We start from the raw sequence: 23,228 nt of genomic DNA on the forward strand, positions 1-23,228 counted from the left end.
GGACTCGTGACTCGTCGTGCGAAAATCGTCTGCACCCTAGGCCCCGCCACATCCTCCAAAGAACGCCTCCGCGAACTCATCGCCGCAGGCATGGACGTGGCACGGTTCAACCTCAGCCATGGCAATCATGACATGCACAGAGAGGTTTACGACAGGGTCAGGGAGGTGGCGGCCGAACTCGGCCGCGGTGTAGGCGTGCTCGCCGACCTGCAGGGCCCCAAGATCCGTGTCGGCACGTTCGAAGAGGGTCCTGTCAGGCTGGGCTTCGGCGACGTCTTCGCCATCACCACAGAAGACGTCCCAGGCGACCGCGAGCAGGTCTCCACCACCTACAAAGGGCTGCCCAACGACGTCCGCCCCGGTGACACGATCCTGGTCGACGACGGTCGCCTCGTTCTCGAGGCGACCCGCGTCGAGGGGGATCGCATCGTCACCCGCGTCGTCATCGGCGGCATGATCTCCGACAACAAGGGCCTCAACCTGCCCGGCGTCAACGTCAGCGCGCCCGCGCTGACCGACAAGGACGAAGCCGACCTGCGCTGGGCGCTGCGCACCGGCGTCGACATGATCGCCCTGTCGTTCGTCCGCCGCCCGTCCGACGCCGACGTGGTGCGCAACATCATGGAGCAGGAGGCCGTACGCCTGCCGCTGCTCGCCAAGATCGAGAAGCCGCAGGCCGTCGACCGCCTTCCCGAGATCGTCGAGGCCTTCGACGGCATCATGGTGGCCCGTGGCGACCTGGGCGTCGAGCTGCCGCTCGAGCAGGTGCCGATCGTCCAGCGGCGCATCATCGAGCTGTGCCGCGAGAAGGCCCGCCCGGTCATCGTCGCCACCCAGATGCTCGACTCGATGATGAACTCCCCGCGCCCCACCCGCGCCGAGGCCTCCGACGTGGCCTACGCGGTCATGGACGGCGCCGACGCCGTCATGCTGTCGGGTGAGACCTCGGTCGGCAGCTACCCGATCGAGTCCGTCGCCACGATGGACCGCATCGCCTGCGCCGCCGAGAAGTCGTGGCTGCACGCCACGCACACGCTGGAGCGCATGCCGGAGACCACCGGCGGCGCGATCGCGCGGGCCGCGGCCGAGGTGGGGGCGATCGTGGGCGCCAAGGCGCTGATCGCGTTCACGATGTCGGGGGAGACGGCTCGCCGCCTCGCGCGCTACCGGTCGCCGATCCCGCTGCTGGCGTTCACGTCCGCGCCGCACGTGCGGGGGCAGCTGTCGCTGACGTGGGGGGTGGAGACGTTCCACGTGCCGTTCGTGCACCACACGGACGACATGGTGCGGCAGGTGGAGGCGTCGCTGCTGTCGCTGGGGCAGCTCGAGAAGGGCGACAAGGTGGTCATCGTGGCCGGCTCCCCTCCCGGCACCCCGGGCTCCACCAACGCCCTCCGCGTCCACACCATCGGCTCCGCGGTATCACACGCACAGTAATCTTTTACGCTTCGCCGGGGTCGGCCACCCGCCGTAGACCGCTGAGGACCCTCCAGGAAACGGCCGCTGACCCTTCACGGGTCAGGCGCCGCTACGGAGCGCCCTGTGGGCCCCCGTCGTGGCCCCTCGTGGGCTGGTTACCGCACCGGGGTGAGCGCCATTCGCCGGCAGCTCACCCCGACGGGCACGTCGTGGGCCGCCTACCCCGCTGCCAGTGCGTTAGTTGGCGTGCAAGGCGGCGTTGAGTTCTACGGTGGTGCCCTTGCGGGGCACCGCCTCCACCGCGCCCGACTGGGAGTTCCTGCGGAGCAGGATGCCGTTCGAGCCCGACAGCTCGGCGGCCTTGACCACCGTGCCGTCCGGCAGGGCGACCTTCGTGCCCGCCGTCACGTACAGGCCCGCCTCCACCACGCAGTCGTCACCCAGCGAGATGCCGATGCCGGCGTTCGCGCCCAGCAGGCACCGCTCACCGATCGAGATGACCTGCTTGCCGCCGCCCGACAGCGTGCCCATGATCGAGGCGCCGCCGCCCACGTCGGAGCCGTCGCCGACCACCACACCGGCCGAGACCCGGCCCTCGATCATCGAGGCGCCCAGAGTGCCGGCGTTGAAGTTCACGAAGCCCTCGTGCATGACCGTGGTGCCGCTGGCCAGGTGCGCGCCCAGGCGTACCCGGTCGGCGTCGGCGATCCGCACCCCGGACGGCAACACGTAGTCCACCATCCGCGGGAACTTGTCCACCCCGTACACCGTCACCGCGCCCCGCGCCCGCAACCGCAGCCGCGTCCGCTCGAAGTCCGGGACCGGGCACGGGCCGAAGTTGGTCCACACGACGTTCGCCAGCAGGCCGAAAACGCCGTCCAGATTCACGCCGTGCGGCCTGACCAGGCGCGCGGAGATCAGGTGCAGCCGCAGGTAGACGTCATACGCGTCCACGGGCGCCTCCGAGAGCTTGGCGATGCCGGTGCGCACCGCCACCACCTCCACCCCCCGCGCCGCATCAGGACCCGCCGGCTCGGCCAGCTCACCGGCGTCGTCAGCGGAGAGCCGCTCGGTGCCCGTCGCGGGCGCGTCGCCCAGCTCAGGGGCGGGGAACCAGGTGTCGAGTACGGTGCCGTCGGCGGCGACGGTCGCGAGGCCGACGCCGAACGCGCCGGTCGAGGTGGGATCGAAAGCAGTCACGGGCCCAAAAATACCGTTTCGAGGTCAGCCCAGGGCGCCCAGGTCCGCGGAGAGCCAGTGTTCCGGGCGCATCCTGAACGTCACGAGCACGTTCAGATCCGAGCCCTGCACATAGCCGGACACGGCGTCGGGCGGCAGATAGCGGGAGGAGATGCGGGTCAGCTCCTCGAGAGTCGTGGGCCCTGAGTGCACGACCGGCCCCTCCACCGACACGTACCGGTAGGTCGGGCTGACCCGCTGCACCAGCATCGAGAACCTGCCCGCCTTCGAGATCAGCCGCGCCTTGCGCGAGTCGCCGTCCGTCAGGAACCGGATCTCGCCGCCGGGGGTGTAGTCGTACCAGACGGGCACGTTCAGCGGCGCCCGGCCATCACCCGCCTCCACGGCCAGGCTCGCGATGTGCGCCTCCGCCAGGAACTCCGCCCGCGCCGCCACGCTCAACGGCATCCCGCCCCACCCCCGTCTGCACCGATCTTGAGACGGCTATTCCCGGTGGGAGCGTTCCCGAAAGCTGCTGACCGCCGCGATCCCTGCCGCGGTCAGGACGCTCAGGCGAGCGGTCGCGTCAGCGGAACGTGGCCCGCTCCGTCGGCCGGCGAGCACGTGAGGCGCTGCGCGACCGTCGTCGCGGTGTGGACGAACGCCGCCAGCGCCCGCGACCGCGTCTGCTCGGGCCAGGCCAGCACCACCGTCGCCGGCACACCGTCCAGCACCGGCCTGGACGCCGTGACGGCTCAGTATTTGGGGCCCACGTAGAGGTCGAGCAGCTCCACAGCCTCCCGCCTGGCGACGGACAACTCGTTGCGCTTGTTGAAGCGCCAGGAGACACCCAGTAGGTCGAGCGCCTCCCCGCAGAGGGCGAGGATGTCGGGGGACTCGTTCTTGAACAGGTAGCGCGGGTATTCGTACCAGCGGACGCCGCTCGGGAGGTCGTGGCGGACACGATTGAGCCCCCGGTAGCCGTCGGAATGCATGAGGCCCCTGACGAACCGTCCAGGATGCGCTGAGACGATCTCCTGCTGCCAGTCGGCCAGCTTGATCGCCCGGTGATGTTTCATGCCAGGTCCGTGCTGGGGGAACAGGTGCGGCCAGTGCTTGGAGTAGGAGTTGACTTCGCAGCAGCCCTGCTTCTGCAATATCCGCACCTTGTTGGTAGGGCGGATGGCTCCCTGTGCTGCTGCGCACTCACGGATCAGGCCGGGCCAGCTGTCGGCGCACATGATCCGCAGTGACCAGACGCCCTTGCGGAAGTCGCCAACAGGGCTGATGCAGCCGTCGCCGAGGTAGAGGCCGAGCAAGTAGGCGTAGACGTCCGCAGGATCCGGGGCATGCGGGAGCTCGGCGCAACGGGGGCAAGTGCCGGTCATCGAAGAGCCGGTGGGTCCGTCGCGCCAGACGCGGATGGTGGATCGGTTGACGCCGGTCTGGCGGCTCGCCTCGCTGATGCTGAGTCCCGAGGCGAGCAGCCGGAGCGCTTGGTCACGGACGGCGAGATCGTACATGCGGAGAGTGTCGCAGTCGGGTACGACAAAACCGCCCGGTCAAGGAGACCGGGCGGTTAGTCAAGTGCCCCGGGTGGGACTCGAACCCACACTGTACGGGTTTTGAATCCGTTCCCTGCTGCCAATTGGGGTACCGGGGCTGATGTCCGAAATATCAGACTTATGGGTGTTGCACGACCGAAGCTTAGCCCAACCTGGGGGCCACATCGATCCGGCGTGGATCTAATCTACCGGACGTCTGTACTCTTCTGCTCGTGAGTACGCAGCGGCGAGTAGTGATCGCAGAAGACGAGGCCCTGATCCGCCTCGACCTCAAGGAGATGCTCCAGGAGGACGGCTACATCGTCGTGGGCGAGGCCGGTGACGGCGAGCAGGCGATCCGGCTGGCCGACGAGCTGAGGCCCGACCTCGTCATCCTGGACGTGAAGATGCCCGTGCTCGACGGCATCTCCGCGGCCGAGCGGATCGTGGCGGAGCGGATCGCCCCGTGCCTCATCCTGACCGCCTTCTCCCAGCGGGATCTGGTCGAGCGGGCCAGGGACGCGGGGGCGATGGCCTACCTGGTCAAGCCGTTCACGAAGGCGGATCTGGTGCCGGCCATCGAGATGGCGGTGAGCAGGCACGAGGAGATGGTGGCGCTGGCCGCCGAGGTGTCGAGCCTGTCGGAGCGGCTGGAGACCAGGAAGCTGGTGGAGCGGGCCAAGGGGAAGCTGATGACGCAGCACGGCTGGAGTGAGCCGCAGGCGTTCAGGTGGATCCAGAAGGCGTCGATGGATCGGCGGCTGAGCATGCGTGAGGTTGCTCAGATCGTTATAGACGACACGACCGAGCGGGGCTGAAGAAGCCTTCTATCAGGTGATTTGGCCCGGTGGGTTGTGGTGTGGTCACGAGTGGGCATCCAACCGGCTTCGGGTGCTTTCGCGGGAGGCGTCCCGGCGCGTAACTGATGGGCGGACGGAAGGTCCGCTCATCTCGAACGGAGACGCTTTCGATGATCCGCATTTCCCGCGCCCCCGCCGTGATCCGCATTTCCCGCGCGCCAGGCGCCGCCACCGCGATCCGCTTATCCCGCGCGCCGGTCGTCGCCGTCGCGGCCTGCCTGGTGCTGGTGGCGTGTTCGGGCGGTGGTACGACCGCCACCCCTGAGGCCACGAGTCCCGCCTCCGAGACCCCGGCTGCCGCGAAGGGGGACGGCACGCTGACCATCGGTACGGTGCTGCCGCAGACGGGCTCGCTCGCGTACCTGGGGCCGCCCATGTTCACGGGCGTCGACCTGGCGCTCAAGGAGGTCAACGAGGCCGGCGGGGTGCTGGGCAAGCCGGTCGCCAAGTCCGACACGGATTCGGGCGACACCATGACGAACATCGCCTCGCAGGCGGTCGACAAGCTGCTGGCGCAGAAGTCGGATGCCATCATCGGCGCGGCCTCGTCGTCGGTGTCGGAGTCGATCATCGACAAGATCACCGGTGCCGGTGTGGTGCAGTTCTCGCCCGCGAACACCTCCGACAAGTTCACCACGATCGACGACAAGGGGTTGTACTTCCGTACGGCGCCGCCGGACAAGCTGCAGGGGCGGGTCCTGGGTGACCTGGTGGTCGCCGATGGCAACGACACCATCGGGATCCTGGCCATGCAGGACTCCTATGGTTCGGGCCTGGCCGACCAGGTCACGAAGACGGCTGAGGCGGCCGGCGCCACGGTCGTGGAGCGGGTGGACTACGACCCGAAGGCGGCGGAGTTCTCGGCCGACGTGGCCAGGATCAAGGCGAAGAACCCGAAGGCGATCGTGCTGATCGGCTTCGAGGAGGGCGCCAAGGTCGTGCAGGAGCTGGTCAAGCAGGGCCTGACGGCCGACAAGGTCAAGTGGTACATGGTGGACGGCAACATGTCGAACACCAACTACCTGAAGATGCCCAAGGGCACGCGCTCAAGGGCGTCAAGGGCACCATCCCCGGCGCCGAGGCCCGGAGGACTTCAGGAAGAAGCTCCTGGAGATCAACCCCAAGCTCGAGGACTTCACCTACGCGGCGGAGTCGTACGACGCGGCGAACCTGATCGCCCTGGCGGCCGAGGCGGCCAAGGACGACACCGGCAAGTCCATCGCGGCCAAGCTGCCCGAGGTCAGCAAGACCGGTGAGAAGTGCAAGAGCTTCAAGGAGTGCGTCGACCTGCTGAAGGCGGGCAAGGACATCGACTACGACGGCGTCAGCGGCCCGGTCGAGTTCAACGCGGCCGGTGATCCCGCGGTGGCCACGATCGGCGTCTACCAGTACGGCGACGACAACAAGTACCCCGGCAAGGCGCTGGAGTACCGCACCGGCAACATCGAGGGCTGAGACTCAGCCGCCCAGGCCGCACGCCTTCAGCGCGTACGCGATGAGGCGATCCTGCAGCGGCTTGGGCGGCACCACGATGACCACGCGTTCCTGGCCCCCGTCGATGCTGGCCCGCACGGGGAACAGGAACGCCTTCTTGGCCTCGGCGAACGCGTGCGGGTCGCAGCGCCCGGGGGTGAGCGCGATCGGCACCTGCAGCCGCTGCCGGTCCGCCTCCAGCACCCCGAGCGGCCGGTGCTCCGGCGTGACGATGTAGTGGGTGGTGCCGCCCATGTCGTTCAGGCTCACCTTGCCGGCGCCGCGGCGGGTGATCATCAGGTCGCCCCGCATGGCCTTGCCCGACTGCTTCCACTCGGGGCCGAACTCGATGCTCACCGCCTGCTTGATCAGGAATTCGGAGCATTCGTCGCGCAGCAGCTTGGCCAGCAGCGGGTCCGGGTGCGGTACGTCGAAGACCACCTTGCGCGGCTGCTCGGAGCCGGTGCTGACGTGGGCCACGACCGTGGCGGGACTCACCTCGGGCAGGCCCTGGGGGGAGCAGTTGGCGGCGCCGTACGTGATTTGCAGGTCCGTGCGCTCGGTCTTCTTGATGACGGCGTCGGTCCGTTCCGCGGGCAGCGTCTTGAAGGAGGGTGTGACCAGCTGGACGTCGGCGAAATACACCGGCGTGGCACTGGTGTTGCGGACGGCCACCTCGAGCGCGTGCACAGGCTCGTCTGAACGCCATTGCGCCAGTGAGACGGATACACCGCCGGGTGGCGTGGCCGGCGGCGGCACAGGCGGCTCTGAGGCGCCGCAACCGGCAACGAGCACGGCCATGACGAGCGGTAGTGTAATGCGCTTCACCTCAAGCACATTAAGTGTGCTTCCGCAGGTCCCGTAAGTTGAGGACTGATTACGACTCCGCATCCAAGTGCCGACAGTTCCCTCTGGATCTGGTTGGAGCACGCGGCGATTTTGTACGTTTCCATCATTCGATCGGGAACGCTCGGCGGTGCTGAGGGATCCCGGCCTGGAAATGAAGGAGACGCTTCATGATCCGCATTGCTCCCGTGGGGCGGGCGCTGGCTGTCTTGGCTGCCACCAGCCTGGCCCTGACAGCCTGCGGCGGTGGCGGCGGCGACACCGCCACGCAAGCTTCACCAAGTGCAGCGCCCGCTTCGTCGGCACCGGCGGCGAAGGGCGACGGCACGCTCACCCTCGGCACGCTACTGCCCCAGACCGGTTCGCTCGCCTTCCTCGGCCCGCCCGAGTTCGCGGGGGTCGACCTCGCGCTCAAGGAGATCAACGAGGCTGGGGGCGTGCTCGGCAAGCCCGTGGCGAAGTTCGACACCGACTCGGGTGACACGACGACCAACATCGCCTCGCAGTCGGTCGACAAGCTGCTGGCGCAGAAGGCCGACGCCATCATCGGCGCCGCGTCCTCGTCGGTGTCGGAGTCGGTGATTGACAAGATCACGGGTGCGGGCGTGGTGCACTTCTCGCCGGCCAACACCTCCGACAAGTTCACCACGATCGAGGACAAGGGCCTCTACTTCCGTACAGCGCCGCCGGACAAGCTGCAGGGCCGCGTGCTGGGCGACCTGATCGTGGCCGACGGCAACGACACGGTCGGCATCATGGCGATGCAGGACTCCTACGGCACGGGCCTGGCCGACCAGGTCCAGAAGACGGTCACCGATGGCGGCGCCGAAGTGGTCGAGCGCGTCGACTACGACCCCAAGGCCGCCGACTTCTCCGCCGACGTCGCCAAGCTCAAGGCGAAGAACCCCAAGGGCATCGTCCTGATCGGCTTCGAGGAGACCGCCAAGGTCGTGGCGGAGCTGGTCAAGCAGGGCCTGCCGGCCAGCAAGCACAAGTGGTACATGGTGGACGGCAACACGTCCAACACGAACTACGTGAAGATGCCCAAGGGCACGCTGGACGGCGTCAAGGGCACGATTCCCGGCGCCGCGGCTCCCGAGGACTTCCAGAAGAAGCTCCTGGGTGTCAACGCCGACCTCGAGGACTTCAGCTACGCCCCCGAGTCCTACGACGCGGCGAACCTGATCGCGCTGGCCGCCGAGGCCGCCAAGAGCGACGCGGGCGTCGACATCGCGGCCAAGCTGGCGGAGGTCAGCAAGGGCGGCGAGAAGTGCAAGAGCTTCAAGGAGTGCGTCGACCTGCTGAAGGCCGGCAAGGACATCGACTACGACGGCCTCAGCGGCCCGGTCGAGTTCGACGCGGCCGGTGACCCGGCCGTGGCCACCATCGGCATCTACCAGTACGGCGACGACAACAAGTACCCCACCAAGGCGCTTGAATACCGTACCGGCAACATCGCCGGCTAGTCCGGCGTAGTAAGGGGCCCGGTCACCGCGACCGGGCCCTTTCTACTTGCACCCCGCCACGATCTGGTCGGCGGCGACCCGGTACTGCTTCAGCAGCGCCACCTGCCGCTCCCGCGGCACGTCGTTCCTGGACAGCCCCGCGGTGGTGGTCTTGACGGTCTCCACGGCCCCGTGCAGCGAGTCGGGCAGCCGGTCGCCGAACTCCAGCGTGATACCGCGGGCCTCGGCCAGGCGGCCGATCAGGGCGTCCTCGAAGTACTGCTGGTCCTCCTGGCCCTTCGGTTTCAGCATGAGGCCGGCGTACCCGATGGCGGAGACCACGCGGGCGCACGGGCTGTCGGTGGGATCGCCGCCGGTGCTGTATTTCTCCGCTGAGGAGGCGTTGTCCTGGCAGCCGACGAGCAGGATGGGCAACATGAGTGCTACTGCCGCTAAACGTTTCACACCGGACATTTAAAACGGCGAAGGGGCCCGCTGGGGAGCCCCTTCGCCGTCTCGTGACCTATTACGCCTTGGCCAGCGTGCCCAGGTAGAGCTCGATGACCTTGGGGTCGTTGGCGAGCTGCCGGCCGGTGCCGGTGTAGGCGTTGCGGCCCTGGTCGAGGACGTAGCCGCGGTGGCAGATCTGCAGGCAGCGCCGCGCGTTCTGCTCCACCATGATCACCGTCACGCCCGCCTTGTTGATCTGCTGGGCCTGGATGAACACCAGGTCCTGCAGCTTGGGCGACAGGCCCGCCGACGGCTCGTCGAGCAGCAGCACGGACGGCTCGGTCATGAGCGCCCTGGCCATGGCCACCATCTGCCGCTCACCGCCGGACAGGGATCCGGCGCGCTGCTTGCGCCGCTCCTTGAGCGCGGGGAACAGCTCGGCCACGAACTCGAAGCGCTCCTTGAACTTCCCCGGCACCTGGAAGGCGCCCATCTCGAGGTTCTCCTCGATGGTGAGGCTGGGGAAGACGTTGTTGGTCTGCGGCACGTAGCCGACGCCGCGCGAGACCAGCGAGTGCGCCTTCATGTTCGTGATGTTCTCGCCCTTGAGCAGCACCGTGCCGCTGCGGATGTTGACCAGCCCGAACATGGCCTTGAGCAGCGTCGACTTCCCGGCGCCGTTGGGGCCGATGATGCCGATCAGCTCGCCCTCTTTGACGTAGAGGTCGGAGCCGTTGAGGATGTTGACGCCCGGCAGGTAGCCGGCGATCAGCTCGTCGCACCGCAGCACGGCCTCGGCCGCGCCCTCCAGGTGCGCGCTGCGGTCGGTGACGGCCGCCTTCGACTGTTCCGGCTCTGGGACGGCGTTCACTTCTGCGTCTCCTCTTCGATCTCGGCCTCCAGCGCCGCCTCAGCCTCGTGGAGCTGGGCCTCCAGCTCGCTCTCCGACAGCGGGGCGTCGTGGTGCGCGCCCAGGTAGGCGTCGATCACGCGCTCGTCGGACATGATCGTCGAGGGCGGTCCCTCGGCGATGACCAGGCCCTGGGCCATGACGATCACCCAGTCGCTGATGTCGCGGACCATGTCCATGTCGTGCTCCACGAACAGCACCGTCATGCCCTGCGCGCGCAGGTCCTTGACGTGGCCGAGCAGCGACTGCGTCAGCGCCGGGTTCACCCCCGCCATCGGCTCGTCGAGCATGACCAGCTCGGGCTGCACCATGAGCGCGCGGGCCATCTCCAGCAGTTTGCGCTGGCCGCCGGACAGCGAGCCGGCGAAGTCGTCGCGCTTGGTGTCGAGCTTGAACCGGGCCAGCAGTTCCTCGGCCCGCTCGGTGATCGCGTCCTCCTGGCCGCGCCAGAAGCTCGGCACGAGGGCGCGCCAGAAGTTCTCGCCCTTCTGCTGCTGGGCGCCCAGGCGCATGTTCTCCAGCACCGTCAGCCTGGACAGCGCCTTGGTGAGCTGGAAGGTGCGCACCATGCCGGAACGTGCCACCTTGTGCGCGGGCACGCCGTTCATGGCGCGCCCGTTGAACGTCCACGAGCCCGAGTCGGCCGTGTCGAAGCCGGTGAGCTGGTTGAAGAACGTGGTCTTGCCCGCCCCGTTGGGGCCGATCAGCGCGGTGATGGAGCCGCGCTGGACCTCGACGTGGCCCACCTCGACGGCCGTCAGGCCGCCGAAGCGGCGCACCACGTCGTCCACCACCAGGATGGGGTCCGGCTTGGGCACGCCGGGCTCGCGGGCCAGGTCCTTGAAGGCGGCCAGCGCCGCGGCCTTGCGGTCGGTGCTCCCTGCCTGAGTATCGGTCTCAGCGTGCATCGATTGCTATCTCCCTCTTATCACCGAAGATGCCCTGTGGCCGGAAGATGAGCAACAGGATCAGGCCCAGGCCCACCAGGATCCAGCGGAAGGCGCCGACCTGGTTGGTGTCCATGAACGTGATGTAGCCTGCGGCGACCGCCTCGGAGAGCACGCCGTAGATCAGGACCAGCAGCACCCAGAAGAGCATCGAGCCGATGACGGGGCCGAGCACGCGGGCGGCGCCGCCGAGGATGACCATCGTGTACATGTAGAACGTGGTCTCGGTGCCGAACACGTCGGGCTGCACGGAGGCGTAGGCCAGGCCGTATATGAAGCCGCCGAGGCAGCCGATGACGCCGCCCAGGACCAGCGACTGCATCTTGTACGAGAACACGTTCTTCCCGAGGCTGCGCACCGCGTCCTCGTCCTCGCGGATGGCCTTGAGCACGCGGCCCCAGGGGCTCTTCATCAGCAGGTAGACGATGAGGCAGCACAGCGCGATCAGCACCCAGCCGACCACCAGCACCCACAGCGTGCGGTAGTTGAAGAACAGCGGGACGGGGCCGAGGTTGAAGCCGTAGTCCCCTTCGGGGAAGGGGTTGAGGGCGTAGAAGCCGTCGGTGAAGCCGCGCTGGCCGTCCGAGCCGCCGAAGACGTCCTTGAACTGCACCGAGCGGAAGACGAGCCGGACGATCTCGGCAGCCGCGATGGTGACGATGGCCAGGTAGTCGGCGCGCAGCTGCAGGGTCGGTATGCCCAGCAGGATCGCCAGGACCACGGCCGCGGCCAGGCCGATGATGATGCCGAGCCAGAACGGCAGGCCCAGCACGGCGACCGTGACGGCCAGGCCGTAGCCTGCCACGCCCATGAACGCGGCCTGGCCGAAGTTGAGCAGGCCGGTGTAGCCAAAGTGGATGTTGATGCCGATGGCGGCGATTCCGTACAGCACCGTCTCGACGCCGACAGCGGCCTTGAGGGTGGTGCTGATGATCGTGATCCAGTCCATTCTGATCCTCCCCCGATCAGCCGATCCGCTCGCGGCGGCCCAGGATGCCCTGTGGCCGGACGAGGAGCACGATGATGAGCACGACCAGCGCGCCGACGCTCTTGAGCTCCGGCGGCACCCACAGCGTGGAGACCTGGATGAACAGGCCGACCACGAGCGAGCCGACGAGCGCGCCGAACGCGGTGCCGAGCCCGCCGAGCGTCACGCCGGCGAAGATGAGCAGCAGGATGTCCTGGCCCATCGTGTATTTCAGGTTTTGCGACAGGCCGAGCATGATGCCCGCCAGTGCGGCGATGGCGCCGCCCATGGTCCAGATGATCCTGATGACCCGGTCGACGTTGATGCCGGACGAGGCCGCGAGCGCGGGGTTGTCGGCCACGGCGCGGGCCGCCTTGCCGGTGCGGGTGCGCAGCAGCGCGATGCCGACGATGATCAGGACCGCGAGCTCGATGCCCATGGCGACGAAGTTCTTCGGCGCGGCGGAGATCGGCCCGATCTCGACGCCCGGCTGCGCGGTGTACTGCGCGTAGGCCTCGTTCTGGCCGCCGAAGAAGATCAGGAAGACGTAGCGCATCAGCAGCGCCAGGCCGATCGAGATGATCATCATGGCGATGGTGCCGGTGCCGCGTCTGCGCAGCTGGCCCCAGAACAGGCGGTCCTGCAGGTATCCGAGCGCGCCCGCCACCACCACCGCGATCGCCGCGGCGGGGATGAGATGCAGCCCCATGCCCACGTTGAACGCGTAGGCGAGGATCGCTCCCAGCGTGACCAGCTCCCCGTGGGCGAAGTTGGTCAGGCCCGTGGTGCCGTAGATGAGCGACAGGCCGAGCGCCGCCAGGGCGATGATCAGGCCCAGGTTGAGGCCCTCGAAGGTGAGCTGGGCGGCCTGCTCCCAGAACGTGGTCTGCCCGCTCGTGTCCTCCTGCGGCTGGCCCGGGGCGCCCTTGGGCTGGAGCGCGAACAGGACCGTGGAGCAGTTGCCTTCGTAGACGGTCGGCGTGCGGACGTTGTTGCCGCCACGCACCGCGGCGTTCTGCGGGAGGGTGCCGACATCCAGGGTGACCTTGTATTTGCCTGGTTCTTCGACCTGAACGTCCCACGTGCCTTGTGCGTTACTTGTGACCTCCTTGACGGGTTGTCCGCCCTCGGTGGTCACGGCGATTTTGGCGCCGTTCACTGGCTGGCCTTGGAGTTTGAGTGTTCCCCTCAAGCCCTGGCAATCGGCGGGTCCCGCGTAGGCGGGTCCGGCGAGCAGGAAGATGAGTCCACCCAGGAAGGCCGTGAACGCGATCACGGCTCTGCGCAATGGTGCTCCCTCAAGTAGGTCAAGGCGGGGTTGTGACCCCTCCATCTCGACACGTGCGCATCGCAGGCACAACTGGGATGCAATGGCGGGAGCTTATTCCGGCGCCGCCCGGTTCAGTATCGTTCGTCACCAATTAGTGACAAGTGCGTGTCACTCATGTGAGGAATCAACAAGCCAGGTCAGGGGCTAAATTGGGCTAGACGCCTGGCGCTTGAGGAAACAAATCTGTAACGATCTCCGGAAAACCGTGGACGAGCCCGCGGGGCGGCCTTTGGGGCCATGTAGGGCTTCCCCGGCCGTACACGGGAACATCCCCGCATACGCCGGGCCGAACACGTTATCTACCGGGCCTCCCCGCGGGCTCTGTTCGGACAACCGTAGCGACCCGCGGGGGCCGCGCGCAAAGGGTCCGGTGAAGTGACCGCCGGGTCAGCCGGGTCAGCGGTCGCGCAAGATGCAGGTGAGGCGTGAGGTGCACACGCGTCGTCCCTGCTCATCGGTGATCTCGATGTCGTACGTCGCCAGCGTGCGGCCCCCGTGCGACCTGGTCGCCACGCCGGTGACGAAGCCGGAGGTCGCGGAGCGATGGTGGGTGGCATTGATCTCGATGCCCACGGCGATGCGGTCGGGTCCCGCGTGGATGGCGGCCCCCACCGAGCCCAGCGTCTCGGCGAGCACCACCGAGGCCCCGCCGTGCAGCAGGCCGTAGGGCTGGGTGTTGCCCTCGACCGGCATGCGGCCCACGACCCGCTCGGCGCCCGCCTCGACGAACTCGATGCCCATGCGGTCGGCGAGCGTGCCCTCGTGCAGCGCACCGAGCACCGAGGCGTCCAGGGGGTTGGTCTGCGTCAAAGGGACGTCTCCACTCTTCCGAGCTCAGGTTTTCTGTCGCAGACGCAGACTAGGCTGCGTGTGTGCCGAAGAGTGAAGTGACCCCCAGCCGCCCGTGCCTGCTGCTGCTCGACGGGCATTCCCTGGCTTATCGCGCGTTCTACGCGCTCAAAGACGCCAACCTGATGACCACCGACGGTCAGCACACCGAGGCGGTCTACGGGTTCACCTCCATGCTGACGAATATCCTGCGCGACGAGCAGCCGACCCACGTGGCGGTGGCCTTCGACAGGTCGGAGCCGACGTTCCGGCATGAGGAATACTCCGACTACAAGGCCAACAGGAGCGAGACGCCCGAGGACTTCCGCGGCCAGATGCAGCTCATCTTCGAGCTGCTCGACACGCTGCGCATCCCGCGCCTGTCCAAGGCCGGCTTCGAGGCCGACGACCTCATCGCCACGCTCGCCACCCGAGCCGGCGAGCAGGGGATGGACGTCCTGATCGTCACCGGCGACCGCGACGCGCTGCAGCTCGTCAACGAGCACGTCACAGTCCTGATGACGCGGCGCGGCATCAGCGACATGACCAGGTTCACCCCGGAGGCGGTCGAGGAGAAATACGGCCTGACCCCGGCCCAATACCCCGACTTCGCCGCCCTGCGCGGCGACCCCAGCGACAACCTGCTGAGCATCCCCAGCGTGGGGGAGAAGACCGCCGCCAAGTGGGTGCGCGAGTTCGGCTCGCTGACCGCGCTGGTCGACCGGGTCGACGAGGTCAAGGGCAAGGTCGGCGACAAGCTGCGCGAGCACGTCGCCCAGGTGCTGATGAACCGGCGGCTGACCGAGCTGCTCCGCGACGTCCCCCTCGACGCCGACCTCGGCGACCTCAAGCAGGGCGCCTGGGAGCGCGAGGAGATCAACAAGCTGTTCGACACCCTGCAGATCCGCGGCGAGCTGCGCGAGCGGGTGTTCAAGGTGCTCGGCACCGGCGAGCAGGAGCCCGAGCAGGGCTTCGAGGTCGAGACCGTCATCCTCGGCCCCGACCGCGTGGCGGGCTGGCTGGCCGCGCTGCCCGAGGGCCGCACGGGCCTCGCCTTCAAGGGGGCCTACGGCAGCGGCACCGGACGCATCGAAGGCATCGCCATCGCCTCGCCCGACGGCACGGCCGCCCACATCGACCCCGTCAAGCTCACCGAGGCCGACGAGGCGGCCCTGCGGGCCTGGCTGGGCGACGACACCAAGCCCAAGGCCGTCCACGACGCCAAGGGGCCCATCCTGGCGCTCTGGGCGCAGGGCATGGAGCTGCGCGGCCTGAGCTGCGACACCGCGCTGGCCGCCTACCTGGCGATGCCGGGCCAGCGCACGTTCGCGCTCGAAGACCTGGCCAGGCGCTACCTCAACCGCGACCTGCGGGCCGAGGAGGAGTCCAGCGGGCAGGCCGCGCTGTTCGGCGACGACGAGGACGCCCCGGCCAAGGACCTCGCGCTGCGCGCCCACGCGGCGCGCGAGCTGGCCGAGTCCCTGGAGCGCTTCCTGGCCGGGCGCGGCGGCACCCAGCTCCTGGCCGACGTGGAGCTGCCGCTGCTGGCCGTGCTGGCCGAGATGGAGCGCGCGGGCATCGCGGTCGACGGCGAATACTTCGCGGGCTTGGAGGCCGAGTTCGGGGCCGCGGTCAAGCACGCCGTGGAGGAGGCCCACCGCGCCGTCGGCGAGCAGTTCAACCTCGGCTCGCCCAAGCAGCTGCAGGAGATCCTCTTCGTCCGGCTCAACCTGCCCAAGACGAAGAAGATCAAGACCGGCTACAGCACCGACGCCGACCAGCTCGCCTGGCTGGCCACCCAGACCGAGCACGAGCTGCCGACGATCATGTTGCGGCACCGCGACCAGCAGAAGCTGCGCACTACGGTCGAGGGCCTGATCAAGGAGATCGCCGACGACGGGCGCATCCACACCACGTTCAACCAGATCATCGCCGCCACCGGCCGGTTGTCCTCGGAGAAGCCCAACCTGCAGAACATCCCGATCCGCACCGCCGAGGGCCGCCGCATCAGGCAGGGCTTCGTGGTCGGCGAGGGCTACGAGACGCTGCTGACGGCCGACTACAGCCAGATCGAGCTGCGCATCATGGCCCACCTGTCGGGCGACGAGTCGCTGATCGATGCCTTCGAGTCCGGCCACGACTTCCACCAGGCCACCGCGGCCAGGGTGTTCGACCTGCCGCCCGAGCAGATCGACGGCGAGTTGCGGGCCCGCATCAAGGCGATGAACTACGGCCTGGCCTACGGCCTGTCCGACTTCGGGCTGTCCGGGCAGCTCAACATCCCGGTGGCCGAGGCGCGGGCGCTGAAGGAGGAATACTTCACCGAGTTCGGCGGCGTGCGCGACTTCCTGCACGCCATCGTCCAGCAGGCGCGCACCGACGGCTACACCGAGACGATCATGGGCCGCCGCCGCTACCTGCCCGACCTCACCAGCGACAACCGCCAGCGCCGCGAGATGGCCGAGCGCATGGCGCTCAACGCCCCCATCCAGGGCTCGGCCGCCGACATCATCAAGGTCGCCATGCTCCACGTGCGGCAGGCGCTCGGAGAGGAGGGGCTGGCCTCCAGGATGTTGCTGCAGGTCCACGACGAGCTGGTGTTCGAGGTGGCGCCGGGCGAGCTGGAGCGGCTCAGGCAGCTCGTGCGCGACCAGATGAACGCCGCCTACCACCTGCGGGTCCCGCTGGAGGTCTCCGTCGGCGTCGGGCGCACCTGGGAGGACGCCGGCCACTGAGGGTTTCGGGCCGCTTTGTGAGTGCTTCTGCACTACCCTGAACCTAGTTTTCACCGAGCGGCCGGGAGCCCTGTGCGGATACCAGCGTCCCTCACGCGGATCATCGGCATCGCGAACGTGGTGGTCGTCACGGTGGCCATCGTCGGGCTGAGCCTCTTACCCTCCGAGAACCGGCCGCACGCGAAGCCGAAGGACGTGGCCGAGGTCCAGAGCAGCCCCGCGCCGCCGACCCTGACGCCGGTCGGCCAGCCGCCGGGGGTGGTGGCCACGCCCGAGTTCGCCCGGCAGGTGCACGCCAACGAGGACGGCCTGGTGCCGGTGCTGATGTACCACCGCATCCTCAGCCATCCGATCGCCTCCATCGACCGGACCCCGGCGCAGCTGAGGAAGGAGCTGGAGACGCTGGCCCGGCAAGGCTACGTGCCGATCACCGCCAGGGAGTTCGCCACCGGCGACATCCGGGTGCCGGCGGGCAGGTTCCCGGTCGTGCTGACGTTCGACGACGGGCATCCGAGCCAGTTCGCGCTGGACGCGAGCGGCAACCCCGCGCCCGACACGGCGGTGGGCGTGATCCAGGAGGTGGCCGGCAGACACCCGTCCTTCAGGCCGGTCGCCACGTTCTGGATCAACAGGGAGCCGTTCGGGCTGTGGGACAAGGAGTCCCAGAAGGCCGCCGTGCACTGGCTGGTCGACCACGGCTACGAGGTGGCCAACCACACCTGGAGCCACTCCAACCTGCGCGCGATCAAGCGCAAGAGGGTGCGCGAGCAGATCGTCCGCCTCGAACGCCTGCTCAAGAAGCTCGGCGCGCCCTCATCCAAGACCATGGCCCTGCCGTACGGCTCGGTGCCCCGGGCCAAGAAAGAGGCCCGGAGCGGCTCCTGGGACGGGACACGTTATGATTTCGCGGGCGTGTTCCTCGCCGGGGCCGAGCCGTCATTTTCGCCCTACGCGAAAAATTTCGACCGCGGCGCGATCCAGCGCATTCAGAGCAACGGCAAGAAGGGCGAGTGCCGCAAGTGGTGCTCGCAATACTGGCTGGAGTGGCTGCACAAGCACCCTGGCGAGCGGTACGTCTCTGACGGCGACCCCGACCGGATCTCCATACCGGAGAAACTTCGAGGTAATATCGTCGCCAAGCGAGGGCTCCAGGTCATCGCGTATTGATGGCTCCCTGGATTGACCCTGAGCCCAAGGTCTCATATGCTGATCGCTGCGCTGTGGGCTCGCGCGCGCCTCAGACGGAGCGGGCTCGCGCTCGGTCACGTCGATGTCGTCATTCCTCGGCTTGATGCGGAAGAGGGCCTGCCGCGCATCCGCCACATCGACATCCTGTCCGCGTTCGGAGCAATTCCACACATGACGTCCAGCACTGAGGCCACCTCGAGTACCCCGCAGGTAGCGGTCAACGACATCGGGTCCGAGGAAGCCTTCCTCGCAGCGATCGACGAGACCATCAAGTACTTCAACGACGGCGACATCGTCGAGGGCACCGTCGTCAAGGTCGATCGAGACGAGGTCCTTCTCGATATCGGCTACAAGACCGAGGGTGTCATCCCCTCGCGCGAGCTTTCGATCAAGCACGATGTCGATCCTGCTGACGTCGTGGAGGTCGGAGAGCACGTCGAAGCCCTCGTTCTCCAGAAGGAGGACAAAGAGGGCCGGCTGATCCTGTCCAAGAAGCGCGCCCAGTACGAGCGCGCCTGGGGCACGATCGAGAAGATCAAGGACGAGGACGGCATCGTCACGGGCACGGTCATCGAGGTCGTCAAGGGTGGACTCATCCTCGACATCGGCCTGCGTGGCTTCCTCCCGGCGTCCCTGGTCGAGATGCGCCGCGTTCGCGACCTGCAGCCGTACGTCGGCCGTGAGCTCGAGGCCAAGATCATAGAGCTCGACAAGAACCGCAACAACGTGGTCCTGTCGCGCCGCGCCTGGCTCGAGCAGACGCAGTCCGAGGTTCGCCAGACCTTCCTCAACACCCTGCAGAAGGGCCAGGTCCGCAAGGGCGTCGTGTCCTCGATCGTCAACTTCGGCGCATTCGTGGACCTCGGCGGCGTGGACGGCCTCGTGCACGTGTCCGAGCTGTCCTGGAAGCACATCGACCACCCGTCCGAGGTCGTCGAGGTGGGCCAGGAGGTCACGGTCGAGGTCCTCGACGTCGACATGGAGCGCGAGCGCGTCTCCCTGTCGCTCAAGGCCACCCAGGAAGACCCGTGGCAGCAGTTCGCCCGCACCCACCAGATCGGCCAGGTCGTGCCGGGCCGGGTCACCAAGCTGGTGCCGTTCGGCGCGTTCGTGCGGGTCGAGGAGGGCATCGAGGGCCTGGTGCACATCTCCGAGCTGGCCGAGCGTCACGTGGAGATCCCGGAGCAGGTCGTCCAGGTCGGCGACGAGATCTTCGTGAAGATCATCGACATCGACCTCGACCGTCGCCGGATCAGCCTGTCGCTCAAGCAGGCCAACGAGGGTGTCGGGACCGAGGTCGAGTTCGACCCGACCCTCTACGGTATGGCGGCGACCTACGACGACCAGGGCAACTACATCTACCCCGAAGGCTTCGACCCGGAGACCGGGGAGTGGCTCGAAGGGTTCGACAAGCAGCGCGAAGAGTGGGAGCGGCAGTACGCCGAGGCCCAGACGCGCTTCGAGGCGCACAAGAAGCAGATCGAGGAGGCCCGCAAGGCCGAGGCGGAGGCGGGCGAGGCTGCTCCGTCGTCCTACAGCGGCGAGACGCAGGCCCCGTCGACCGGCGGCTCCTCGTCGTCGGCCCCGGCCAGCGGCGCGCTCGCCTCGGACGAGGCGCTCGCGGCGCTCCGCGAGAAGCTCGCGGGTGGTCAGAGCTGACGTCGTGTCCTAGGGCATAGCGTTTCCGGAAGGCCCCGCACCGGTGGTGGTGCGGGGCCTTTCGCGTGCCTGCACGCTCGTGGGCGTACTACGAGGGGGCGGGAGATTTTACCTGAGGGCCTTCGCAAAGCCCGCCGCCCGCCGGTCGGGTCGCTGACAGACTGACCTGCGCTGTTGACACCGACTCCCAGGGGCGATGCAGTGAGCTTGGTTCAGCGGGTGCTCCCGATGGTGGCCGTACTGGTGGCCTTCGCTCCCACCGCCGCCGTGGCGGCTCCGGCGCGGCGGGGGCTCGGGTGGTGGGAGTGCGGTGACGGGCTGCAGTGTGCCAAGTTGTCGGTGCCCGTGGACTGGGCCAGGCCGGGCGGGCCGCGTACCGAGATCGATCTGGCTAGGATGCCCGCTCAGGACCCGCGCCGGAGCCTCGGGGCGCTGGTGGTGAACACCGGGGACGGGTCGACCGTGCAGGGCGTGCGGGCCCAGCCTGACATGGTGAGTGAGCTGACGCGGTGGTTCGATGTGGTGCTCGTCGAGGCGCGCGGGCTCGGCGACCGGGGGAGCGCGGCGACGGTGCGGTGTACGATCCCAGAGCCTGACGCGAGGCGGCTGCTCACCCCTGGACCGGCCGTGTGGCGCGCCTACGCCCGCGACAACGCCGCCTACGACAGGAGTTGCCGCACGGCCGCCGGGCCCGCCTACGCGGGGCTCACGTCCTGGCAGGTGGCCCACGACCTCGACGCCCTGCGGGCCGCGCTGGGCGAGCCGCGGCTGCGGTATTTCGGCAACTCCTACGGGGCCGTGTACGGGCAGGCGTACCTGGAGCTGTTCCCCCGCAGGGTCGAGCGGATGTACCTCGAAGGCGTGCCCGATCACACCGAGCCCAGCCTGGGACGGCGGCTGATCGCGCACGCGCGGGCGGAGGAGCGGCAGCTGTACCGCTTCCGCGACTGGTGCCGGAACCGCATGGGGTGCCCGCTCGATGACGATGACGCCGTGTCGGTGTTCGACGACCTGCTGGAGCGTACGCCGCTGCCCGCCGGGACAGGGCGTACGGTGGACGATCGGCAGCTCGTGGCCGCCGTGACGGCCGGGCTCGCCGCGCCGCGCTGGCCCGAGCTGGCGCGGGCCATGTCGGAGGCCAGGGAGGGCGACGCGAGCGCGCTGGCCGCGATGGCGGCCTCAGCGGTGGGCGGGAGCGGGCTGCCCGCGACGGCGGCCCCAGCGACAGGCGCGAGCGGGCTGGCCGCGACGGTGGCAGGGCCTGATCCGGTGCTGCCGGGGACGGTGGCGCGGTCGTTGTCGTGTCATGACTTCATGCCTGTCGTGCCCGGCTACCGGCGGTTCCTGGCGATGGAGTCGCGGTTGCGGACCGTGGCGCCGCGCGTCGGGTGGCTGAGCGGCCGGTACGAGGTCGCCCGGTGCCTGGGGCTGCGGGGGCGGACGCCGAGCTGGCCGCCGCATCCGCCAACCGCGAACGACCCCCGGTCGGTGCTGGTCGGGATCGGGCGGCTGGACACCACCGCCCCGGCCTCCGGCGCGGCTCGGCTGGCCAGGCGGATCCCGGGGGCGGCGGTGTTGTGGCACGGTGACGGGCACGGCGCGTACCTGCAGCAGGGGGTGAGCAAGCTGCGCGCGACGTGCCTGCGTACGCACGTGCACGGCTTCCTCGTCAACGGCGTGCTGCCGGAGCACGGCACCGGCTGCCCGGGAGAGCTGACGGCGGGCATGGACGGGTGAGTGTAGGGTGCTCGCGTGGCGATCGAGCGGGCGGTGGCGGCGGACGCGGGAGAGATCCTCACCCTGCAGCGGGCGGCCTACGTGACCGAGGCCCAGCTCTACGGCGACCCCTACATCCCGGCGCTCATCGAGTCCCTGGAGCAGTTGCGCAAGGTCGTCGAGACCGCCGTCGTGTTCAAGGCGCTCGACGGCGGCCGGATCGTCGGGGCGGTGCGCGGGCGGATCTCCGGCACCACGTGCCTGGTCGGCCGGCTCGTCGTCGCTCCCGACCGCCAGGGTCAGGGGCTCGGCACGGCGCTGCTCGAAGCCCTGCATGAGGCGGTGCCGGAGGCGACGGCGTTCGACCTGTTCACGGGGCACCTGTCGGAGGGGAACCTGCGGCTCTACCGCCGCCTGGGCTACCGGGAGACGCATCGCGAGCGGATGGACGATCACCTGACGCTGGTTCACCTGCGTAGAGAGCCAGATCGATCCCCTCCTCCGCGGTGATCATGGCGCGGGCCAGGTCGTCGTCGACCCAGTTCCACCCCCACCGCCACTCCGAGCCCGCCGGATGCTCGGCGTTCAGGCGGTCGAGCGCGGCCTGCAGGGCGGACGCGGGCACGACGATCTGGTGGCGGCCCCGCCACGGGACGTGCGCGGGTGGCGGCAGCGGCGGCACCTGGACGCCGTGCCGGCGCAGCGCCTCGATCACCTTGGCCGGATCCAGGCTGAAGAGGTGCAGTGGCGTCGGGTCCCTGTCCAGCTCGGCGTCGTAGGCCAGGGCGATGAGCCAGTGTTCCGGTGACGGATGCCGAACGCCCGAGGCGAGCGCCAGGCCGGTGGCGATGCCGTACAGCTTGTAGAAGGCCGGGTTGGCGAATCCGCCCGCCCGGTGCCCAGGCTTGGCGTGGTGGGGCAGGTGTTCGAGCGCGTGCGTGTGGTCGAGGCCCGCCTCGGCCAGCACCCGCGCGGCGAGTGGGTCGCCGGCGAGCAGGGCGAGCACCACGTGCGGCGGCCCCACCCAGTCGTCCCCGGCCGCTGCGGCCTGCTCGTGCGCGGCCCTTACGATCGTGGTCGTCATGCCTTCGATGATGACCCCGTAGGCTTTTCCCGTGTTGAAGATTGGGCTCACCGGCGGGATCGGCTCCGGCAAGAGCGAGGTGTCCAAGCGGCTCGCCGCCAGGGGCGCGGTGGTGATCGACGCCGACCGGATCGCGCGAGAGGTCGTCGAGCCCGGCACGGCCGGGCTGGCCAGGGTGGTGGCCGCGTTCGGGGACGAGGTGCTCCGCCCGGACGGCTCGCTCAACAGGGAGAAGCTCGGCTCCATCGTCTTCGCCGACTCCGAGCGGCTGGCGGCGCTCAACGCGATCGTCCATCCGCTGGTGGGGGAGCGGGTGGCCGAGCTGCAGGCGCGGGCGGCCGACGACGCCATCGTGGTCTACGACGTGCCGCTGCTGGCGGAGAACAAGCTGGCGCCGATGTACGACGTGGTCATCGTCGTGGACGCGGCCGACGAGGTGCGCATCAGGCGGCTGGCCGAGCACCGCGGTATGCCCAAGGCCGACGCCAAGGCCCGCATCGCCGCGCAGGCGAGCAGGGAGGACCGGCTGGCGGTGGCCGACATCGTGATCCCCAACGAGGGCTCGCTGGCAGAGCTGGACGCCCGGGTGGCCGAGGTGTGGGACGAGCTGGTACGCCGCGCCGCCACCGGTTGATCGCGCTAACCGAA

20 protein-coding genes, 1 tRNA gene and 3 pseudogenes are annotated in these 23,228 nt (G+C 68.8%); 11 read left to right on the forward strand and 13 right to left on the reverse strand.

Annotated features, from left to right (window positions below; genetic code table 11):
- Window positions 1-6: 6 nt before the first annotated feature.
- Window positions 7-1,437, forward strand: coding sequence for a pyruvate kinase (gene pyk / locus ACFLIM_RS01975; protein WP_393161187.1), 1,431 nt, complete (start codon window positions 7-9; stop codon window positions 1,435-1,437).
- 219 nt (window positions 1,438-1,656) lie between these two features.
- On the opposite strand, the gene dapD is transcribed toward pyk, so the two are convergent.
- The 5 genes from dapD to ACFLIM_RS02000 form a co-directional block, all read right to left on the reverse strand.
- Window positions 1,657-2,619 (reverse strand): 2,3,4,5-tetrahydropyridine-2,6-dicarboxylate N-succinyltransferase, encoded by a 963-nt coding sequence (gene dapD, locus ACFLIM_RS01980; protein ID WP_393161189.1) that lies wholly within the window; start codon window positions 2,617-2,619, stop codon window positions 1,657-1,659.
- Between the two features lie 24 nt (window positions 2,620-2,643).
- Window positions 2,644-3,066, reverse strand: coding sequence for a pyridoxamine 5'-phosphate oxidase family protein (locus ACFLIM_RS01985; RefSeq protein ID WP_393161191.1), 423 nt, complete (start codon window positions 3,064-3,066; stop codon window positions 2,644-2,646).
- Window positions 3,067-3,167: 101 nt separating this feature from the next.
- Window positions 3,168-3,332 (reverse strand): hypothetical protein, encoded by a 165-nt coding sequence (locus tag ACFLIM_RS01990; RefSeq protein WP_393161193.1) that lies wholly within the window; start codon window positions 3,330-3,332, stop codon window positions 3,168-3,170.
- A gap of 21 nt (window positions 3,333-3,353) precedes the next feature.
- A complete protein-coding gene (locus tag ACFLIM_RS01995) occupies window positions 3,354-4,121 on the reverse strand; it encodes a helix-turn-helix domain-containing protein (RefSeq protein ID WP_393161195.1) in 768 nt (255 codons plus the stop codon).
- 65 nt (window positions 4,122-4,186) lie between these two features.
- Window positions 4,187-4,261 (reverse strand) — tRNA-Leu (locus ACFLIM_RS02000).
- Between the two features lie 114 nt (window positions 4,262-4,375).
- On the opposite strand from ACFLIM_RS02000, the gene ACFLIM_RS02005 reads away from it, so the two are divergent.
- From ACFLIM_RS02005 to ACFLIM_RS02015, 3 genes and pseudogenes are all read left to right on the forward strand, one after another.
- On the forward strand, window positions 4,376-4,960 hold the full coding sequence (locus ACFLIM_RS02005; protein ID WP_393161197.1) for an ANTAR domain-containing response regulator: 585 nt from the start codon (window positions 4,376-4,378) through the stop codon (window positions 4,958-4,960).
- 416 nt (window positions 4,961-5,376) lie between these two features.
- Window positions 5,377-5,970 (forward strand): annotated as a pseudogene (locus ACFLIM_RS02010) (ABC transporter substrate-binding protein); the annotation flags it as partial.
- A gap of 145 nt (window positions 5,971-6,115) precedes the next feature.
- Window positions 6,116-6,334 (forward strand): annotated as a pseudogene (locus tag ACFLIM_RS02015) (ABC transporter substrate-binding protein); the annotation flags it as partial.
- A 126-nt stretch (window positions 6,335-6,460) separates the two neighbouring features.
- On the opposite strand, the gene ACFLIM_RS02020 reads toward ACFLIM_RS02015, so the two are convergent.
- On the reverse strand, window positions 6,461-7,165 hold the full coding sequence (locus ACFLIM_RS02020; protein ID WP_393161199.1) for a hypothetical protein: 705 nt from the start codon (window positions 7,163-7,165) through the stop codon (window positions 6,461-6,463).
- 326 nt (window positions 7,166-7,491) lie between these two features.
- Between ACFLIM_RS02020 and ACFLIM_RS02025 the strand changes: the two genes are divergently transcribed.
- Window positions 7,492-8,787 carry an ABC transporter substrate-binding protein gene (locus ACFLIM_RS02025; RefSeq protein ID WP_393161201.1) on the forward strand — a complete coding sequence of 432 codons (1,296 nt, stop codon included), beginning with the start codon at window positions 7,492-7,494 and terminating at the stop codon, window positions 8,785-8,787.
- Between the two features lie 42 nt (window positions 8,788-8,829).
- Here the strand turns inward: ACFLIM_RS02025 and ACFLIM_RS02030 are convergent, their stop codons facing one another.
- From ACFLIM_RS02030 to ACFLIM_RS02055, 6 genes are all read right to left on the reverse strand, one after another.
- Window positions 8,830-9,231, reverse strand: a complete 402-nt coding sequence (locus ACFLIM_RS02030) for a hypothetical protein (RefSeq protein ID WP_393161203.1) — start codon at window positions 9,229-9,231, stop codon at window positions 8,830-8,832.
- A 61-nt stretch (window positions 9,232-9,292) separates the two neighbouring features.
- Complete coding sequence (locus ACFLIM_RS02035; RefSeq protein ID WP_393161205.1) at window positions 9,293-10,087, reverse strand: ABC transporter ATP-binding protein; 795 nt, start codon at window positions 10,085-10,087, stop codon at window positions 9,293-9,295.
- Window positions 10,084-11,034 carry an ABC transporter ATP-binding protein gene (locus ACFLIM_RS02040; protein ID WP_393161207.1) on the reverse strand — a complete coding sequence of 317 codons (951 nt, stop codon included), beginning with the start codon at window positions 11,032-11,034 and terminating at the stop codon, window positions 10,084-10,086. Before ACFLIM_RS02040 ends, ACFLIM_RS02035 begins: the two co-directional genes overlap by 4 nt.
- Window positions 11,024-12,022: a branched-chain amino acid ABC transporter permease gene (locus ACFLIM_RS02045; protein ID WP_393161209.1), complete on the reverse strand. Its 999-nt coding sequence runs from the start codon at window positions 12,020-12,022 to the stop codon at window positions 11,024-11,026. Before ACFLIM_RS02045 ends, ACFLIM_RS02040 begins: the two co-directional genes overlap by 11 nt.
- Window positions 12,023-12,038: 16 nt before the next feature.
- The gene (locus tag ACFLIM_RS02050) at window positions 12,039-13,328 is read right to left on the reverse strand and encodes a branched-chain amino acid ABC transporter permease (protein ID WP_393161211.1); all 1,290 of its coding nucleotides are present in this window, start codon (window positions 13,326-13,328) and stop codon (window positions 12,039-12,041) included.
- A 438-nt stretch (window positions 13,329-13,766) separates the two neighbouring features.
- Window positions 13,767-14,111 carry a PaaI family thioesterase gene (locus tag ACFLIM_RS02055; RefSeq protein WP_393161595.1) on the reverse strand — a complete coding sequence of 115 codons (345 nt, stop codon included), beginning with the start codon at window positions 14,109-14,111 and terminating at the stop codon, window positions 13,767-13,769.
- Between the two features lie 131 nt (window positions 14,112-14,242).
- On the opposite strand from ACFLIM_RS02055, the gene polA reads away from it, so the two are divergent.
- From polA to ACFLIM_RS02080, 5 genes are all read left to right on the forward strand, one after another.
- A complete protein-coding gene (gene polA / locus ACFLIM_RS02060) occupies window positions 14,243-16,933 on the forward strand; it encodes a DNA polymerase I (protein ID WP_393161213.1) in 2,691 nt (896 codons plus the stop codon).
- Between the two features lie 72 nt (window positions 16,934-17,005).
- A complete protein-coding gene (locus ACFLIM_RS02065; RefSeq protein ID WP_393161215.1) occupies window positions 17,006-18,100 on the forward strand; it encodes a polysaccharide deacetylase family protein in 1,095 nt (364 codons plus the stop codon).
- A gap of 192 nt (window positions 18,101-18,292) precedes the next feature.
- Window positions 18,293-19,780: a 30S ribosomal protein S1 gene (gene rpsA, locus ACFLIM_RS02070; protein WP_393161217.1), complete on the forward strand. Its 1,488-nt coding sequence runs from the start codon at window positions 18,293-18,295 to the stop codon at window positions 19,778-19,780.
- Window positions 19,781-19,981: 201 nt separating this feature from the next.
- The gene (locus tag ACFLIM_RS02075) at window positions 19,982-21,517 is read left to right on the forward strand and encodes an alpha/beta fold hydrolase (RefSeq protein ID WP_393161219.1); all 1,536 of its coding nucleotides are present in this window, start codon (window positions 19,982-19,984) and stop codon (window positions 21,515-21,517) included.
- 15 nt (window positions 21,518-21,532) lie between these two features.
- The gene (locus ACFLIM_RS02080) at window positions 21,533-22,006 is read left to right on the forward strand and encodes a GNAT family N-acetyltransferase (RefSeq protein WP_393161221.1); all 474 of its coding nucleotides are present in this window, start codon (window positions 21,533-21,535) and stop codon (window positions 22,004-22,006) included.
- A gap of 445 nt (window positions 22,007-22,451) precedes the next feature.
- Here ACFLIM_RS02080 and ACFLIM_RS02085 read toward each other — a convergent pair.
- Window positions 22,452-22,580: pseudogene (locus ACFLIM_RS02085) on the reverse strand (Clp protease N-terminal domain-containing protein); the annotation flags it as partial.
- 31 nt (window positions 22,581-22,611) lie between these two features.
- Between ACFLIM_RS02085 and coaE the strand changes: the two are divergent.
- Window positions 22,612-23,214: a dephospho-CoA kinase gene (gene coaE / locus ACFLIM_RS02090; RefSeq protein ID WP_393161223.1), complete on the forward strand. Its 603-nt coding sequence runs from the start codon at window positions 22,612-22,614 to the stop codon at window positions 23,212-23,214.
- The last annotated feature ends 14 nt before the right edge of the window (window positions 23,215-23,228 follow it).

The organism is Nonomuraea marmarensis, assembly GCF_043197025.1.
GTDB lineage: Bacteria > Actinomycetota > Actinomycetes > Streptosporangiales > Streptosporangiaceae > Nonomuraea > Nonomuraea marmarensis.